General features: G+C 75.0%; 12 protein-coding genes. 2 read left to right on the top strand and 10 right to left on the bottom strand.

Features of this window, described 5'->3' with window-relative positions:
* Nucleotides 1-63: 63 nt before the first annotated feature.
* From JT723_RS03350 to JT723_RS03325, 6 genes are all read right to left on the bottom strand, one after another.
* On the bottom strand, nt 64-2133 hold the full coding sequence (locus JT723_RS03350; protein WP_205042861.1) for an alpha-glucuronidase: 2070 nt from the start codon (nt 2131-2133) through the stop codon (nt 64-66).
* Between the two features lie 239 nt (nt 2134-2372).
* On the bottom strand, nt 2373-3566 hold the full coding sequence (locus JT723_RS03345; RefSeq protein WP_240165060.1) for a vWA domain-containing protein: 1194 nt from the start codon (nt 3564-3566) through the stop codon (nt 2373-2375).
* An 83-nt stretch (nt 3567-3649) separates the two neighbouring features.
* Complete coding sequence (locus JT723_RS03340) at nt 3650-4879, bottom strand: AAA family ATPase (protein ID WP_205042859.1); 1230 nt, start codon at nt 4877-4879, stop codon at nt 3650-3652.
* Nucleotides 4880-5301: 422 nt separating this feature from the next.
* Nucleotides 5302-6576: a hypothetical protein gene (locus JT723_RS03335; RefSeq protein ID WP_205042858.1), complete on the bottom strand. Its 1275-nt coding sequence runs from the start codon at nt 6574-6576 to the stop codon at nt 5302-5304.
* A gap of 148 nt (nt 6577-6724) precedes the next feature.
* The gene (locus JT723_RS03330) at nt 6725-6916 is read right to left on the bottom strand and encodes a hypothetical protein (protein ID WP_205042857.1); all 192 of its coding nucleotides are present in this window, start codon (nt 6914-6916) and stop codon (nt 6725-6727) included.
* A gap of 78 nt (nt 6917-6994) precedes the next feature.
* Nucleotides 6995-8059, bottom strand: a complete 1065-nt coding sequence (locus JT723_RS03325; RefSeq protein ID WP_205042856.1) for an LLM class flavin-dependent oxidoreductase — start codon at nt 8057-8059, stop codon at nt 6995-6997.
* 409 nt (nt 8060-8468) lie between these two features.
* Between JT723_RS03325 and JT723_RS03320 the strand changes: the two genes are divergently transcribed.
* Both JT723_RS03320 and JT723_RS03315 read left to right on the top strand, forming a co-directional pair.
* Nucleotides 8469-8918, top strand: a complete 450-nt coding sequence (locus JT723_RS03320; RefSeq protein WP_205042855.1) for an SRPBCC domain-containing protein — start codon at nt 8469-8471, stop codon at nt 8916-8918.
* Nucleotides 8915-9307 (top strand): ArsR/SmtB family transcription factor, encoded by a 393-nt coding sequence (locus JT723_RS03315; RefSeq protein ID WP_205042854.1) that lies wholly within the window; start codon nt 8915-8917, stop codon nt 9305-9307. The genes JT723_RS03320 and JT723_RS03315 overlap by 4 nt, the downstream gene beginning before the upstream one ends.
* A gap of 208 nt (nt 9308-9515) precedes the next feature.
* On the opposite strand, the gene JT723_RS03310 is transcribed toward JT723_RS03315, so the two are convergent.
* The 4 genes from JT723_RS03310 to JT723_RS03295 form a co-directional block, all read right to left on the bottom strand.
* Complete coding sequence (locus JT723_RS03310) at nt 9516-11159, bottom strand: mucoidy inhibitor MuiA family protein (protein WP_307794112.1); 1644 nt, start codon at nt 11157-11159, stop codon at nt 9516-9518.
* Between the two features lie 2 nt (nt 11160-11161).
* Nucleotides 11162-13438, bottom strand: coding sequence for a DUF4139 domain-containing protein (locus JT723_RS36045; RefSeq protein ID WP_205042853.1), 2277 nt, complete (start codon nt 13436-13438; stop codon nt 11162-11164).
* A gap of 50 nt (nt 13439-13488) precedes the next feature.
* Nucleotides 13489-15054, bottom strand: a complete 1566-nt coding sequence (locus tag JT723_RS03300; protein WP_205042852.1) for an ABC transporter substrate-binding protein — start codon at nt 15052-15054, stop codon at nt 13489-13491.
* Nucleotides 15055-15146: 92 nt separating this feature from the next.
* Nucleotides 15147-17192, bottom strand: a complete 2046-nt coding sequence (locus tag JT723_RS03295; protein WP_205042851.1) for an ATP-binding protein — start codon at nt 17190-17192, stop codon at nt 15147-15149.
* Between the last annotated feature and the right edge of the window lie 11 nt (nt 17193-17203).

The following is a 17203-nucleotide window of genomic DNA, read 5'->3' as shown; positions in this document are numbered from 1 at the left end:
CCTTTCACCGTCCGCCGTTTCGCCGTTTCGCTGTCCGCCGCTTCGGCGCCGGCCGGTGTGCGGCTACGGGATGTGCCGCCCGTGCGCGTCCGGCACCCCGGACTTGCGCAGGAAGTAGGCGTTGACCTGGTCGCGCCACTCCTGTGCGCACCGCACCTGCTCGTCCAGGCGCTCCGCCACCCGCGTGTGCAGGGCCGCGTCGACCAGGCCGCCGCCCGCCAGCTCCGCCCACCGCGACCGCATCGCCTCCGCCTCCAGGGCGCCGGCGAAGTGCGTGTCGTAGATGTGCTGGATCACCGTGGTGCCCGAGTGCAGCACATGCCCGTACGGCACGTGGTGGAAGAACAGCAGCAGTTCGTCGGGGCACCGCTCGGCGGACTCGTAGACCTCCGACCAGGGCTGCGGGTACTGCCCGGTGTAGCCGGTGCCGGTCGCGCGGGTGCGGTCCACGCCGATGCCGTCGCGGTCGGCGTAGTGGTAGGTGCCCCACGGGGTGTACTCGTAGCCGTCCACGTCGGGCCCGTAGTGGTGGCCCGGGCGGACCATGAAGCCGACGCCGAGCGGTGCGGTGTAGCGCTCGTAGGTCTGCCACGAGCCGTCCATCACCGCGTGCAGGGTGCTGCGCAGCGGGGCGGGGTCGCCCGACGGCAGCGCGCCGAAGGTCAGGTCGATCCACTCGTCGAGCAGCGCCGCCGGGTCGCTGTCCGGCGCCCAGGCGAGCCGGCCGAAGGCGTACAGGTTGGCCTGCGCCAGCGGGTGCCCGGTCCAGTACGGGTCGTCGCCGACGTTGGACACCGCGACCAGGCCGCCGCCCGCTGCCGGGTCGGCGGCCAGCGCCGCGACGTCGCGTGCCTCGCCGCCGTCGCCCCACGGCCGGAAGCCGAGGACGCCGCTCCACATCGGGGCCAGGTAGCACACGTGCCGCTGCTGCCCGGTGTACTCCTGCGTGACCTGCAACTCCACCGCCAGCCGGGTGCGGGGCATCGCCGCGATCACCGGGGAGACCGGTTCGCGGGTCTGGAAGTCCATCGGCCCGTGCTTGACCTGGAGCACCACGTTCGCGGCGAACTCGCCGTCCTGCGGGGCGAAGTGGTCGTAGGCGGCCCGCGCGCGGTCCGTCGAGCGGTCGCGCCAGTCCTGCTGGTGGTTGTAGACGAACGCCCGCCAGTGCACCTCGCCGCCGAAGGGCGCCAGCGCCTCGGCGAGCATGTTGGCGCCGTCGGCGTGGCTGCGCCCGTAACTGAAAGGCCCCGGCTGGCCCTCGGAGTCGGCCTTCACCACGAAGCCGCCGAAGTCCGGTATCGCCTGGTAGACCCCCGCGGCGGCCTTCGCCCACCAGGCACGGACCTCGCCGTCCAGCGGGTCGGCGGTCGTCAGCGCCCCCAGCACCACGGGCGAGGCGAAGTTGACCGACAGGTGCAGCCGGATGCCGTACGGGCGGAAGACGTCCGCGAGTTCGGCGACGTCGCCCAGCCGGTCGGTCAGCAGGTGCGTCTCCGCGGTGTGCACGTTGACGTTGTTCACCGACACCGCGTTGATCCCGGTCGCCGCGAGCAGCCGCGCGTACGCCCGCACCCGCGGCAGGTCGCCGCGCGGCCCGCCGTCCCGCCAGAAGACCGACCCTCCTGCGTAACCCCGCTCGACGTGGCCCATCACCGGGTGCACTTCCAGGTTGTCCCAGTGGTCCAGCATCCGGGTGCGCATCGCCGGGCGGTGCGCTGCGGCCGGGACGTCGCCGCCCTCGAAAGCCGACCCGCCGAGGCGCACCACGTGGAAGAGCCCGTACAGCAGCCCCGCCGCCGCGTCGGCCAGCACGAAGCAGACACCGCCGACCCGGGCGAAGACGAACCCCTCCTCGCCGAGCGGCTCCGCACCGGCCGCGGCCCGCACGTCCACCACCGCGGGCAGCGCGGGTACGTCACCGGTCAGCGCGAACACGAGGTCGTACGGGCCCGCCTCGGCGTCGGGCGAACGCCCCACCCGGCCCCCGTAATCGACGCAGGCCCGCGCCACCTCCTCGTACACCGTCACCGCGAGCGGCCCGTCGCCCCGCACCAGCACCCGGTGCGAGCCGAGCGCACGGAAAGCCTCGGGCGGCAGCCATGCCGCGTGTACACCGGTCGCTGTGTCCATGCCCACGGAGAATTCCCGCCTCACTCGCCCGACGGCCGCCATGGCGCGGCCCGGCACCGAATCTACAGAATCCGAATAACGAGGTAAATGCCGAGGTCACGGCTGGTGCGGAAATCCTTGCGGAGCGAAAAGTTTCGAAGCTCCAGTGGATTGCCGCGACTTCCGGTATTTCCGCCGGCAAGGCCGCCGCATTTGTCGGGGCCGCCGCAATTCGCGGCCGCGGCGGCCCCCCGGGCCGGTCACCCGACGGCGACGACCCTGGCCCAGCCAGGCGGCGGATTGCGGGAGTAGCGGGCGTCGTCGGACGGGTCGCGGCGGAAGAGACCGACCACCGTACGGAAAGGCGGGCGGACCGCGGGCCAGGGAGTGTGGCCGTCGGTCAGCACCACCACGGCGTCGGGGCGCTGCTGCCCGGCCCTGGCGAGGCCCGCCCGCAGATCCGTACCGCCGCCGCCGACCAGCGGGATGCCGCCCGCGCCCGCCAGCCGGTGCACCGCCCCCGCGGCGGCGTCGCACGACAGCACGCCCACCCGGTCGCGGCCACCGCCCACCGCCCGGGAGATCGCGGTCACTTCGAGCAGCGCAGAGCCCAACTCCTCGTCGCTGACCGACCCCGAGGTGTCGATGACCACGCACACCCGCGGCGGGTTGCGCCGCAGGCTCGGCAGGACCGCGCGCGGCACCGCCGCGGAACGGCGGGACGGCCGCCGGTAGGAGTAGTCGTCGCCCGCGCCCCCCGCGGACGCCGCCGAGCGGATCGCAGAACCCAGCAGGTCACGCCACGGCTGCGGCGGGTGGAAGACCTCCTCCGCCCAGCGCCGCCAGCCCTGCGGGGCCTCCCCCGGAGCGGCGTTGATGCCCTGCGCGACCCGGAAGCGCACCGCGTCCCGCTCCTGCGCGCTCAGCCCGTGCGCACCGCCGGGGCCCAGCTCCCAGCCCCGCTCCACCCCGTCCACACCGCTGCCGCAGTCCAGCCACGCCAGCCACGCGATGTGCGGCCCCAGCCGGAACCGCCGCAGGTAGTCCTCCATCAGCTTGCCGCCCGGCAGGCCCAACATGTGCGGGGTGACCGCCCCTTCCGGCCGGGCCAGGCCCTCGCCGAAGGCGTCGTCGTTGATCTCGCAGTCCGCCGCGATGTTCATCCGCAGCCGGTCGGCAGGTCCGCTCAGGCCCTCCCTGCGGGCCAGTTGCTCGCCCCGCCCGTGGTGGTCCCGCAGCAGGTGCGACACCTCGTGCACCCACACCCCGGCCAGCTCCTCGACCGGAGTCACCGCCACGAACGCCGGTGCCGCATAGCACCGCCAGTGCCGGTCCACGGCCATCGTCGGCACCGCACGCGACTCCACGACATGCAGCGCGAACAGGGCCGAGGCCAGGTAGGGGCGGGCACGGGCCGCCAGCAGGCGGGCGGTGAACAGCTTCTCGAAGTCCAGCGGGGGGAGCGGCGGTTGGGGCGCGGGCTGCGCTTTCGGCGGTACGCGGCGCGGGCGGACGTCCCGCGGCGTCGGGCGGCCGCTCACCGGCCCGCCCGCGCGGCCTGCGCGACCCGCGCCGCCGCGCGGTCCGCGCCCCGGGACAATGCCACCACGCCCGCCAACCGCTCCACGGCCGCCGGTACTTCCCAGTCGTCGCGGCGCAACGACGCCAGCGTCGTGGCCGGGACCACCACCAGGTCGGGGGCGCCGCTCTGCAACGCCCGCACCAGCAGCGCCCACGCCGCATCCCAGCGCTCCCGGGTCGGCTCCCTGCGCACCGCGGCCACCACGCCGTCCAGCACCGCCTGCCGCAGGTCGCCCCGCTCCGGCAGCATCGCCGCACCCGGGTCCGCGAGCAGCGCCTCCGGGTCCGGCAGGTCCATCCGGTCCAGCCACGCCAGCAGTTCCAGCCCCTGGCCGTCGCCGACCGTGCCCCGCACCAGCAGCGACAGCACCTCGCGCGACGAGCCCGCCGCGGTGGCGAACGCCACCAGGCGAAGCGCCATGTCCCAACTCCGCGGCGACGGCCACGCGCCGCCCCTGCGCGCCTCGCTCGTCGGCAACTGGTGCACAAGCGCCGGGCGCACGGCCAGGAACGTGCACACCGCCCGGCGGGCGAAGGCCACCGCGTCCGTGAGCCCGTCGGCCGCCAGCCGCGGCAAGGTGGCCCGCGGCCACGTGCCGCCCAGGCCCCGGACCACGACGTCATGGTCGTGCGCCCACTGCAGGTGCACGAAGCGGTTCGCCAGCGGCGGGCTCAGCTCCCAGCCGTCCGCGGCCGAGGAGCGCGGGTTCGCCGCGGCCACGATCCGTACTCCCGGGGGGAGTCGGAGGGCACCGACGCGGCGCTCCAGCACCACCCTGAGCAACGCGGCCTGCACGGCGGGCGGCGCGGTCGACAGCTCGTCCAGGAACAGCAGCCCCCGGCCCGCCCGCACCAGCCGCACCGCCCAGTCCGGCGGCGCCATCGCGACCCCCTGCACCGCAGGGTCGTCCCCCACCACCGGCAGCCCCGAGAAGTCCGAGGGCTCGTGCACGCTGGCGATGACCGTCGTCAACGGCAGTTCCAGCGACCCCGCCAACTGCCCCAGAGCCGCGGTCTTCCCGATCCCCGGCTCCCCCCACAACAGCACCGGCAGATCCGCCGCCACGGCCAGCGTCAACGCCTCCAGCTGCCCATCGGAACGCGGTTCCGTCCCCGTCTCCCCGAGCAACGCCAGCAGGTCCCCTGCGACCTCGAGCTGCGTCGGGCCTTCGTTTGTCATCGTCATATGACCTCACCTTCTGTGTGTACCGACCCGCCTGCGTCAGGCGGCTCACTGGTTGATGCCGAGCGTTTTCGTCTGCGCCGAGCCACTGGGGGCGCCCCCAACCGGCCGGTGGTCCGGGGCGGACCGGGCAGCCCCTTCGGGTCGGTGGCGGCCCGCGCGCCCGGTGGTGGCTGGTCGCGCAGTTCCCCGCGCCCCTCAAGAGCGCCGCCGTCCGCAGCGGTACCGCCTCACCCCGGCGGGGGCCGCCGCTGCCTGCGAGGGCAACCCCCAGGGGCGCGGGGCTGCATCTGATCTGCGGCCGGCGCCGCGTGGGCGCGCTCAGCCACCCGCCGGCCGGTGGTCCGGGGCGGACCGGGCAGCCCCTTCGGGTCGGTGGCGGCCCGCGCGCCCGGTGGTGGCTGGTCGCGCAGTTCCCCGCGCCCCTATGTGCTCGGCCCCGCCGAAGAGGCACCGCTTCGTAGCCCGGGGCGGGTCGGGAGGGCGCGCCCCGGAGGGGGGAGGTTGGCGCGGTAGAGCGCGTGGGCTGTGCGGCGGGTGGATGCCGAGCGGAGGGCGGTGGCAAGTTCGCCGTCGCGCAGGGACGCGCCCGGGCCGAGGAGGGCCTCGACGAGGGCGACAGCCGCGGCGGTGTCGCCGTGGTCGAGGCGGCCGCGTACCTCGGGCAGGCAGTCGGGCCGCCGGTGGGCGGTGTCGATCGCCCGCAGGCACGGCAGCGGCGTACCACCCAGCGCGGTGAGCAGCGATTCGCGGTGGAGTTCCGCGGGGCCGTGGTCGAGGGGGGCGAGGACGCCGTCGACCAGGGCGATGCGGTGCCGGGCGCCCCGGCAGTCCACGAGCCGCAGCTGCTCCACCGGGTCCGGTGGCGGCGGACGGGTGCCCGCCTCGTACCCGGGGACGAGTGCCGCGGCGACCAGCGGGTGCAGCGCGCCCGGCCCGATGAGCCCGGCCCGCAGGAGTTCGCGGTCGGGCAGCGCCCAGGTGGCGGCGTCCGGCAGCAGGGGCAGGACAGGCGGTGGCGGCGGGCTGTCGCCGCCGACGTGCAGGACGAGCCGGCGCCGGGCGCCGAGGCGTACGGCGACCGCACCGGCGGTGCGCCCCTCGTCGCGCAGGACGAGCGCCGCTTCCTCCGCCCAGCGGTCGGCCGCGCAGCCCAGCCCGTCCGCACCGGAGCGGGTGCGCAGTTCGGCGGACCGTTCCGCGTCCCACAGGTGCCGGTGCAGGTCGAGGCGGAAGCGCCGGTGGGGGTGGCGGTGCGGGTGTCGGGCGCCGGGTCCCGCCCAGGTGCCGTCCCACAGCGCGAGGCTGATGCGCTGCCCGCCGTCCGCCCAGGCGGGGGGTGTCCTGGCGACGAGGTGCACGGGTGGGCCGTCGGCGGTGTCGTACCTGGCCAGCGGGATGGTGAGGCCGGGTCTGAGCACCCCGTCGGGGCCGACTCTCGGCATGTGCCAGCGCAGCAGGTCGGGAGCGAGCCGCCGCAGGTCTGCCCGTACGCGCGCGGCCAGCTCCCGGCCGTGGGTGCGTGCGACGGAGCGCGGGCTGAGATCGACGTCGAGACCGGCGGCGGCGCATGCGCCGGCCCAGTCGCCGGCCTGGCGGCGGGCGGTCGCGGTCTCGATCATGGGGGCCGGCACGGCGTACTTCCGCACGCGCAGCCACAGGGAAAGCCGGGAATCCTCGTGCGCGGTCTCGGTGGGCATCAGCACTCACCTTGCGCGGACGGGTCCCCCAATCTGCGGTGAGATCGGTTCGTCATCGGCGCGAGCATAGCGCCCGGCGCCGGGGGAGCGGAAGAAGTTCCGTCCCCCGGCGCCGGGTTGAGGGCCGGGCCTCGACCCGGCACGCGGGTCACAGGCCCAGGTCGAGGGCCACGCAGGACCAGGAGACGAAGGAGCGCTCGGGGTCGTACGCGTCGCCGGTCACGGGCGTGGAGCGCTGCTCCTGGACCATGTCCTCGTACCTGATCCGCTCGGGCAGGCTGCCGAACCGTGCGTGCCGTGCCGCCGCCGCGGCGCTGTCCCTGGTGCCGGTGCTCTCCATCGTCGCCCCTCCGCTTCCTGCCGTGCCGTGCGCTCGCGCGCCCTGCACGCATGACGGTGCCACCGATCGCGTCACCTGTCAAACCGGTGACGTCAACCGGTTCGGCAGCTGGTCGCCGATCCTGGCGACCTCCTGCCGGTAGGGGGTGTCGGACAGCACGAAGTGCGTGATGCCGAGCTTCGCGTACGCGTGCAGCGCCTCCGCCACGTCGTCGGGTGAGCCGACGAGCCATGTGGTGCCGGCGCCTCCTCCGCCGACCATGCCGGGTGTGGTGTACAGGCACGTGTCGAGCACCTCGCCGCGTTCGGCGAGGTCGTGCAGCCGCTGCTGGCCCACCGCCTTGCGCCAGTTGCGGGTGATGTCGGAGTCGGCCCGGTCCGCCATCGCGGCGACCTTCGCCTCCGCGTCCCGCCAGGCCTCCTCGGTGGTGTCGCGCACGAGCGTGGTGATCCGCAGGCCGTACTCCAGCGGCGCGTGTTCGCGCCCGAGCGACGTGCTCGACTCCCGCAGCCGGTCGATGCGTTCCGCGACCCCGTCGAGCGGTTCGCCCCAGAAGAGCTGGACGTCGGCCTCGGCGGCCGATACGTGTTCCGCCGCGGCGGAGGCGCCGCCGAAGTAGAGCCGCGGGGTGCGGCCCTGCTCGGCCACGTACGGCCGCGGGCTGACCGTCGAGCCCTCGACGGAGAAGAAGTCGCGGAAGGTGACGTCCTCCTCGGTCCACAACCGCCGTACGAGCCGCAGGAATTCGTGCGTGCGGTCGTAGCGGCGTGCCGGGTCGGCCTCGCCGTCGCCGTATGCCGCCGGGTTGTCCGGGCCGCTGATGATGTTGATCAGCAGCCTGCCCCGGCTGAGTCGGTCCAGGGTCGCGGCGGTGCTGGCGAAGTGCGCGGGCTGCCAGTAGCCGGGGCGTATCGCGACCAGCGGTTTGAAGGTGGTGGTGCGGGCGGCCGGCGCGGTCGCCACGGTGAAGGTGTCGGGCCGCCCCCAGCCGGTCCCGAGCAGGGCGCCGCCCCAGCCGTGCGCCTCGGCGGCGCGGGCCAGTTCCGTGGAGAAGTCGAGTGTGCCCCAGCCGGTCGTCGTGTCGTCGCCGCGGTGGCCGGGCTCGGCGGTGTTGGGGATGTACCAGAGGAACTCGTGGCTCATGCCAGGACTCCGTATGTGCGGCAGGGCAGGGCGGACCGCCGCCCTGGAAAGGTGTGGGAAGAGGTGTCGCGTAGGCGTCGGAGGACGCGGGCGGGGCTGTCGCCGGGTAATTCCTCGGCGACGAGCGGCCGTCGGCCGTGCTACGGCTGCGACGGCCCTACGGACACGGTGCGCTGGCCGACCGGAGGAGGTCGACGTGGAGGCGGCAGACCAGCCTCATTCCCTGATGCACGCGCCCGTCGGTAATCGAGGCGGGGCGCCCTGGCGACGAGGCCCCGGGCGCCCGACCGGGTGATGGTGCAACCAGGAGGTTGCACGACGGCACGGGGTGTGCAACGCTGGAGTTGCGGCTGAACGAGGTCCGCGGATGTGACGGACGGGCGACGGACGACGGACGAAGGAGCGAGCCATGGCTGAGGACCGCATCGAGCGGGAGACCCTGATCGAGGCGTCGGTGGAGAGGGTATGGTCGCTGGTGGCCGAGCCCGGCTTTTGGGCCGCCGACGCGGGAAGCGTCTCAGGAACGGTGGCCCGGGAGGGCGAACTGGTGGTGGCCAAGCACTCCGAGTACGGCGTGTTCCCGGTCCGGGTCGAGAAGGTCGACCCGCCGACGTACCTCGCCTACCGCTGGGCCAGTGCCTTCTCCGGGCAGGAGCCCGACGAGCGGAACAGCACGCTGGTGGAGTTCACCCTCACCGCGGAGGGCGACCGAAGGACCCGGCTGCGCGTCGTCGAGAGCGGGTTCGCGGCGCTGAACGGCTCCGAGGAGCTGCGCGCGGGCGCCCACCGGGACAACACCGGTGGCTGGGCACAGGTCGTCGACGCGCTGAAGCAGCGCGCGGAAGAGCAGGCCGGGTGACCGGAGAAGCCGGCACCGACAGCGGGGCCGCGGCCGTCGACGGCGTGCTCGCGGCACTCGCCGATCCCACGCGCCGCAAACTGCTCGACCTGCTCGCCGCGCGGGGCGAGGTCTCGGCCACCGCCCTGGCCGAGCGGCTGCCCGTCACCCGGCAGGCGGTCGTCAAGCACCTCGCGGTGCTGGACGCGGCGGGCCTGGTGAGCGGCCACCGCGTCGGCCGCGAGGTCCGCTACGAGGTCCGCCCCGCGGCCCTGGACGCCACCGCCCGCTGGATGGTCGCCCTGGCCGCCGACTGGGACCGCCGCCTGGCCACGATCAAGCGGCTGGCGGAGGCGGCGGAAGCCGCGGAGGCCGCCGACGCGGCGGAAGGCGACGACGGGCGGGGCTGACGCACGCGCCCGCGTACGAGCGAGGCCGGGACGCCCCCCGTCGGGCTACCGGGGCGGACCGCGTTGAGCCGTGCCGGGCACCCCCGGCCTGGACGCCGCGTCGAGCCGCGAGACGGTCCGGGGCACCCCGGGGCAGGGCTGCCGGACGCCTCCCGCCCGCGGGGGCGGTTCGGCGGGGGCGCCACCCGAGGCCGGGTGGGCCGGGGGCCTACAGGCCCGTCACCGAGCTGGACGCCGTGATGTCGTACGTCAGGGCTATCTCGCGGTGTTCGCCCGGGGCGAGGCGGAGGGTGTAGCGGGCGATGCCCTCCGCGTCGAAGGAGTCGGGCTGCGGTTCGCATTCCGCGGGGCGCAGGTCGACCTCGACCGCCGACACCTCGGAGACCGGGACGCGTTCGCGTACGGTGATCTCCCGCTCGGGGGCGTCGGCGCGGGCGTCGAGGCGGGAGACGAACAGCCGGACCCTGCGGGTCAGCACGGTTCGCTGGTTGATCGCCGCCAGGCCCGTGGTGTCGCGGCTCTCCTCGGTGTGGCGGACCACCCGGAAGGTGTCCTCGCTGCCGAAGGCGACCTCGAACTCCTCGCCCGCGCTCGCGAATTCCAGGGTGCCGCGGCCCACGAAGCCGCTGCCGCGCACCAGGTCGACCGGCCCGGCCAGCAGCACGTGGCCCGAGGTGTTGGCGAGCCTGGCGGTGGTCACGACCAGCGGCGACAGCTCGGGGGCGGCGGAGTTCTCGACCGTGCAGGGCGCGGTGAAGGACGTCAGGTGCACCCGGTGCGGGCGGTGGTCGGACGGCACGGTGACCGGGTGCGGTGCCGCCAGGACGCGGACGTCGCCGCCGTCGTGCAGCCCGGGCAGCGCGGCCGCCGACGCGGGCGAGGCGCCGCCGACCGTACGGATCTCCTCCTCGCGCAGGTTCACCTCGACCGTGCGCCGCTCCTCGGCCGAGCGCTCCCGCAGCGTCAGCACGTCCTCGCGCAGCACCGGCGGGCTCGCCGCGAGCGTCGGGCGGGCGGTGGAAAGCGTCAGCCGCACGCCCGTCCAGTCCTCGCCGGTCTGCTGCCATACGAAGGCGTCGGTCTCCACCCGCACCGACTGCCGGTCGGCGGCGAGCGTCGCCCGGTAGGCGGGCCGCCACAGCGCGCACGGCACCAGCGCGGTCACCCGCAGCTCCGCCGCCCCGTCCCGTTCCGCCTCCACCACCAGGTCGAGGTACGCGGTGAGTTGCTGCGGCTCGGTCTCGACGGCGAGCAGCGCCTCCCGCGCCTCGGCCAGTTCCTCGGTGATGTCGTGCAACCGGCGCCGCAGTCCGTGCAGTTCGCCGATGCGCGGCTCGGCCTCCTGCTCGACCCGGTCCAGCCGGTCGGCCCACCGCTCGGGGTCCGCGTCGCCGCCGCCCGCGCCCTGCACGATGTCGCGGTGCAGATCGGTCCTGGCCTGCCCGATGACTTCGAGGGCGCTCTCCAGCCGTTGCCGCAGCAGCTGCGCGTCGGCCAACTCCACTTCCAGTTCGTGCACTTCGCGGCGCAGCCCGGAGGCGTCCCGCCCGGGGTCGCCAGGCGGCACGGGCGTGTACGTGCGGACGACCCGCGCGTCGACCACCCTGGCGCCGCTGCCCGCCGCGGCGTCGGCGCGCAGCGAGCGGTCCGCGGTCAGCGGGGAGACCGGGCCGACCCGCAGCCGCGTGACACCCGCGGTGAGCGCGACGGTGCCATTGCGCTCGACCTGGGCGCGGTCCTCCATGCAGGTCACCGCGGTGATGGGCAGCGCGGTGACCTCGGGCAGGCCGTCGTCGGGTGCGGCGTCGTCGGGTGCGGCGTCGTCGTCCTTGCCGTGCAGGGCGTCGTCCACGGTCAGTTCCTCCTGTTGCCGCCGACGACGGCCTTGCCCGCGGGCAGCCGTATCCCGTAACCCCCGTTGAGGGTGGCGGTGCCGCCCGCCTCCAGCGCCACGCGCCAACTGCGCACCCCGCGCACGTAGTCGTCCTCCTGCCCGTCGACCGGGCGCTCCGCCGGGGTCCACGGCGGGCTCGCCTTGTGCTCCTCGATGCGGACGTCCTTGTCAGCGGACACGGGTACGCGCTCGCGCACCTGCACCACGACCGGGTACGGCAGGCGGTTGGCGACGTCGATCTCGACGGTGTGGTCGAGCACGGTCGTGCCGCCGCGCAGGCCCGCCGTCGACTCGCGCATGTGCGCCCGCCGGGCGACCTTCACGCTCTCGGCGACGCCCACCCCGACGGCCTGCCGCTGGCCGGGGGCCAGCGTCGGCAGCGGGGCGGTCAGGACGAAGTCGCCGTCCACCATGACGTCCACCGGGCCGGCCAGCAGGGCGTGCGCCGAGTCGTTGGTGACCAGGACGGTGCCGAAGACCGCCGGGTCCACGGCGGGCACGCACACGTACTCGAACTCGGTGCTCACCGGCACCTCGTTGACCGGGACGGTGTGCCAGCGGCCGTCCGCCGCGACGTCCACGGGGGCCGCGGTGTCGAAGCGGTAGTCGAAGGACCCGGCGGAGGCGCGCACGTCCACGGCGTGCGCAGGCCGCGCCAGACCTGCCACCGCGGCGGCCCGCCGCTGGTACTCCGCGGCGGCCGGGTGCGCGGCCCTGGGCGCGGGCCGCAGGGTGCCGCGGCCGACGGGCGCGTCGGGGCCGGCGAGGGTCAGCCGGGCGTAGTCCAGCAAGTCGGCGCCGGGGGAGGGGGGTTCGGCCGGCGCGAAGGGGGACGGCTGGGCGGCGGGGCCGCCGGCGAAGGCGTCGCTCTCCAGGGCGGGGCCGCCGGGGGCCGCGGCGGCCAGCCCGGCCCGCGCCATGGCCGCCCGGGGGCGGGGCGCCGCGGGGGCCGCGGGGGCGGCACCGTAGCCGCCGACGGCCGCGGGCATCGGCGGCGGTACGGGCGCGGAAGCCGACACCGGCAGCGGTACGTCCGGGCCGCGGGTCACGGGCGCGGCCACGGCGGCGGCGTCGTACCCGGCGAAGAGGTCGTCCAGCCCGGCCGGGGGCTCGCGCCAGCTGAGGTGGGCGGGCTCCTCCTGGCGACGCCCGATCCGCAGCGACCGCAGCTCGGGCAGGTCGGCCCGGCGCAGCAGGTCGGCGGTGGACAGCCCGAGCCGCACCCCGCTCCAGTCCTCCCCGACCCTCTGGGCCACACACGCCCGCAGCACGAGCGTCCCGGCGCCGCTGCGCCCGTCCAGCCGCAACTGGTACACCGGCGCCCAGGTGGCCCCGGGCACGTGGTACTCCAACTCAAGCTCGACGGCGACGCTTTGCCCTGCGTCCGCGCTGCCGGATGCCTGCGGCGCCCGCGGTCCGAACGGCTGCGGCGCCGGAGTGCCGGGTGTGCTGCCGCCGGTCCAGTCGGTCCCGTCCGCCTGTTTCGCGTCCGCGCCACCGGGCGGCTGCGGGCCGGGTGTGCTGCCGCCGGGTGCCGACACCGAGTCGGCGGGTCCCCCGCCGGCCGGGCCGGGCTCGCTCGATTCCGCGTCCGGGCGGGCGGCGTCCGGCCCGTGGGCGAAGGTCACCAGGGCCGTCGCGGACGGGGCCGTACGCGCCGCGGAGGTGGCCGTGGACGCCTCGGTCAGGCGGTGGTGCAGGACGTCGGCGGCGTGGTCGGCTTCGGCCAGTTCGTCCTCGACCGCGCGCAGGCGGCGGTGCAGGACCGACAGGCGGGAGTCCACGAAGCCGGCGAGGGCCAGGATCGACTCGACCGGCGCCCAGCGGGGCGGGTCGCCGCGGCGGGGGAGCGGCGCTTCCGCGCGCAGGGCGGCGACCTCGGCGACCTCCGCGGTGAGCCGGTCCCGGCGGTCGCGCAGCCGCGACTGCCGGTCCTCGGCGTCCTCCAGGTCCAGCCGCAGCCGCGGCAGGTCGTCGCCGCGGCGCAGCGCCGCCCCGAACTCGACGCGGATGTCGGTGATCCGCAGCCCCTCGGGGCCGGACACGACCCGGCCGCGCAGCGAGTCCTCGTGCAGGGTGGGCGGCAGCCCCGTGACGCGTACGGCCGCGGTGCCGGCCGGCAGGCCGAGGCGGGCGGTCCTGGTGCAGACCGCACCCGAGGAGTGCACCACCACGGACGTCACCGCCGACCCCGTCACCGGCCCGTCACCGGTCGGTATGCGCGTGCTCGCGTGCACCCTCGCTCCCCCTCAGGCCGCGGGCCGAACTCTCGTCCGTACCCTACCGGTCAGCCCACCGGCGGAGCCTCGTCCGGCCACTTCACCGTCAGCACACGGGGGTTGCCCTGCGGAGTGAGGCGGATGATCGGTATGGGCTTGGCGACGGGATTGCTGCCGGTGCGGCTGGTCTGGTAGTTGGCGGTGAACTGGATCGGGCCGCTGGCCCCCAGCACCTTGTGCGCGCCCTGCAGCGCGCCCAACTCGTTGACCACCGCGTCGGGTTGCGGCTGCTGCTGCTCGGTGAGCCGGATCGCCGCGGTGGCGGTGAGCGTGGCGTCGTAGGCCATCATCGCGTTGCCGTCGCCGAGGTAGCCGCGCGGGAAGAGCTGGTGGAAGGCCGTGTCGAAAATCCGGAAGCCCTGGGCGCCCTCGGCCGCCGCGGCCGCGTGGGCCTGGTCGTGCCCCGCGGAGTCCGACCACTCGCCGGGGTGGGCGACGCCCGCGTAGTCGACGGTGACGTGCCCGCGCAGGTCCTGCCGCAGCTGCTCGCTGTCCGGCAGGTTGGTGACGTCGTCGCCGCTGACGATGCGGATCTGCTTGTCCAGGCAGGTGTTGGAGAAGGCGTGCACCAGCACCCCGAGGTCCTGCCCGCGCCCGGCGAAGAGCACCACGGCGGGCTGCGCGGCGCAGATGTTGGTGGTCATCTGGCTGATCCGGGTGGCCACTTCGGTCTGGTGCCGCCTGCGCTCCTCCGCCGACTGCCCGTCGCGGTCGCGCTCCGAGGTGTCGTACGGTTCCACGCCGACGATCCGGTGGCCCGGTATGGCGGAGAACTTGCGGAAGCCGCTGACCAGCGTGACGTCGTAGGAGTCGTCGGCGTTCCCGTCCTCGACGAGCACCGCCCGCTTGTAGTCGGACTCGACGTAGGACAGTGCGGCGGCCATGTTGTCGACGTTGCTGGGCGAGGCGCGCACGAAGCCCTTGATGTTGTCGTAGTTGTCGGAGGTGAGGGTCGCGCCGAAGGCCGGGATGCTGTGTGCGGTCAGCTCCTTGATGGCGCTCTCGGTGCCGGCCAGGCTCAGCCCGAAGCCGGTGACCGCGGCGATGTGCCGGCTGTGGTCGCCGACGATGGTGGAGACCGCGGACTGCCAGGCGTTGGCCTGGTAGCCGTCGCTGCCGATGAGCAGCTGGACGTACGGCGTGATGCCCTCGACGTTGTTGCGGTTGGCGTAGTGCTGCGCGGTGAAGGCGCCCTGCAACTGCTCCAGGGCGTTCGGCATCGACAGGATGCTGCCCTTGTCGGCGGATATCGGCAGCATCAGCACCACGCTGACGTAGTTGGTGGCGTGGTGGTCGAGGACGTCCCGGTTCTCCTTGCGGATCGCCTCCTCGGCGTCCCGCAGGGTGGGGTGGAAGACGTAGGAGCCGTCGGTGATCCCCACGCACTCGCCGTTCGAGCCGTGGTGCACGACGGCCGTGGCGCCCTTGCGCATGCAGGGCTTGTTCAGCAGATGGTCGACGGGGACGTACACGCCGTAGCCGACCGCGGCGAGCGCCAGCACGCAGACGACGGCGAGCAGCCGGCGTGCGCCGACCGGTAAGTGCCCCACATACGCGCGTACGGTGGCGAACACGTCAGTCCTATCTCTCGTGTCGGGCGGACTTCCTCCTCGCTGCCTCCGCGGACGGCCTCGTGCCTCGGCCGGCCACTGCGGCAGCTCGCTCGTCAGTCCTTCCAGTTGTTCTCGACTCGGCGGAATCTTCCCGCCTCGCGATACAAGACCTCGTTGTCCTCGGTGATCTCCGCCAGGTGTTCGTACTCGGTGGCGATGGTGTGGGCGAGTTGGTGCGCCGGGTCGAAGGTGCGGTCGGCGTGCAGCCAGCGGGCCACCGTCAGGCGGGTGATGGCCCGGCGCCGGTTGCGGGCCTCGGCAGCGCCCGCCAGCGAGGTCACGAAGGTCCGCGGGTCGAGCGCGGTGCTCAGCCGGTTGGGCGCAGCGGTGACCTGGTCCAGGACCCGCAGCCAGGCGGCGGAGTCGGCGCTGCGCTCGTACTCCTCGTCCAGGTGCCCGACCACCGTGGTCAGCGGCTCGCGGCGGCCCAACTCGACCTGCGCCAGGGTGTGGTGGTGGCGCAGCGGCGCGTCGGTGCGGCTTGAGTAGTGCGTCGCGTAACCGGTGTGCACCGCGCGCCATGTCTCGGGGGTACGCGCCAGCCAGCGGCGCAGCAGCAGCGCGACCAGCGGGTGCAGCCGCAGCGCCTCGCCCTCCGGGGTCTCCTCCAGCCACATCGAGGCGGTCAGCCGCAGCTGCGCGGAGTCCGCGTCGACCCCGCTCCACCCCAGGTAGTGCAGTGCCGCGTTGCAGGCGCCGCGGCGCAGGCCGGGGGTGGCGGCCAGCGCCGCCATCGCGTTGAGCACCGGGTTGTCCTCGGGCGCGAGCCGGCCGTCGGCGCCTGCGGTCAGGTGGTCGGCCAGCGCCCGGCGCAGCAGGTAGTCCTCGACGGTGCTGTCGCCCCGGGCCGGGGCCGGCCAGTGTTCGGGCAGGGCCTGTTCCTCGGCGAGCCGGCTGCCCAGCAGCTGCCGCGGGTCGAAGGGCTCGGGCAACTCCGCGGGCGGGCGGCGCGGGTCGCGCGGGGGAGTGCGGCCGTAGCGGGCCAGCAGGACGGCCAGCCGGTCTGTGGACTCCGGGTGGCCGCCGGTGAGTTCGTAGAGGAAGTCGGCGTCGCGGTTGTGCCGGCCGAGCACGCTGCTGGTGCACAGGGCCAGCACCTGCTCGCCGTTGAGGTCGGCGAGCGCCACCGGGTACCACCACACCGGGTGCCCGTCGCCGCCCGGCGCGAAGGGGTGGCGCACCCCGAACTCCAGGCGCTCGTCGGTCGGTTCCAGCAGCCGGTCGGCCTCGGGGCGCACCCGGCCGCGCTGTACGGCCACCACGACGGCCGGATCCGGGCGCTGCCCCGCCGCCGCGGCCTCCCGGCGGCATTCGGCCAGGAGTTCGAGGAAGAGGTCGGCGGTCCTGCCGCCGGCGTTGTCCAGCAGCAGCAGGCAGTTGCGGGGGCGCTGCATGCGCGGCCAGGAGTCGTTGAAGTCGGCCCGTAAGTCGGCGAGCAGCGCCGCGCATAACGTGCGGGCCACGACCCGCGGGGTGCCGGTCGGGGCGTCCTGGCCGTGGTGCTGCCGGTACAGCTCCCACAGCGAGTCGTACTCCCGCCCGCCGTCGCCGCGTTCCGCCAGCCAGCGCAGCGCCTTGTCGTTGCGGTGCCGGCCCACCGCCGAGTGCAGCGCGCCCAGCAGCCCGGTCAGCGCGTCCAGCAGCCCGCGCTGCTCGGGGCTGAGCAGCACCGCGGCCCGGTTGCCCCAGTCGGTCAGCGCCGACTGCACCTGCGCGTCCTGCGGGTTGGCCCGCAGGTAGGCCTCGAAGGCGGTGCGCCCGCCGCCGGAGTCCACGAAGCTCAGCGCCTTGAGCAGCATCGCGGTGCGCGGGAAGTCGACGGCCCTGATGCCGGGGATGCGCCGGCCGAGCCCGCGCACCGCAGCCAGCACGATGTCCTCGACGCCCTGCGCCGCGCGAAGGTCGAGCCGCACGCTCAGGCAGTCCGCGGCGAACTGCGCCCACATGGTGTCGAGCAGCACCGAGCCGCCGGACCCGCGGGGTCCCGCGAGCAGCACGACCGGCAGCGGCCGGTCGGGCACCCCGCGGCGCACCAGCGCCGCCCTGGTGTACTCGACCACCCGCTCACGGCCGTGCAGCCTGACCCTGGCGTCCGTCATCACAACTCTCC

It is taken from the genome of Actinacidiphila bryophytorum (assembly GCF_016916835.1).
Lineage (GTDB): Bacteria > Actinomycetota > Actinomycetes > Streptomycetales > Streptomycetaceae > Actinacidiphila > Actinacidiphila bryophytorum.
Note: the sequence above shows the minus strand (reverse complement) of the source record. Positions and strands in the feature narration are given on the sequence as shown.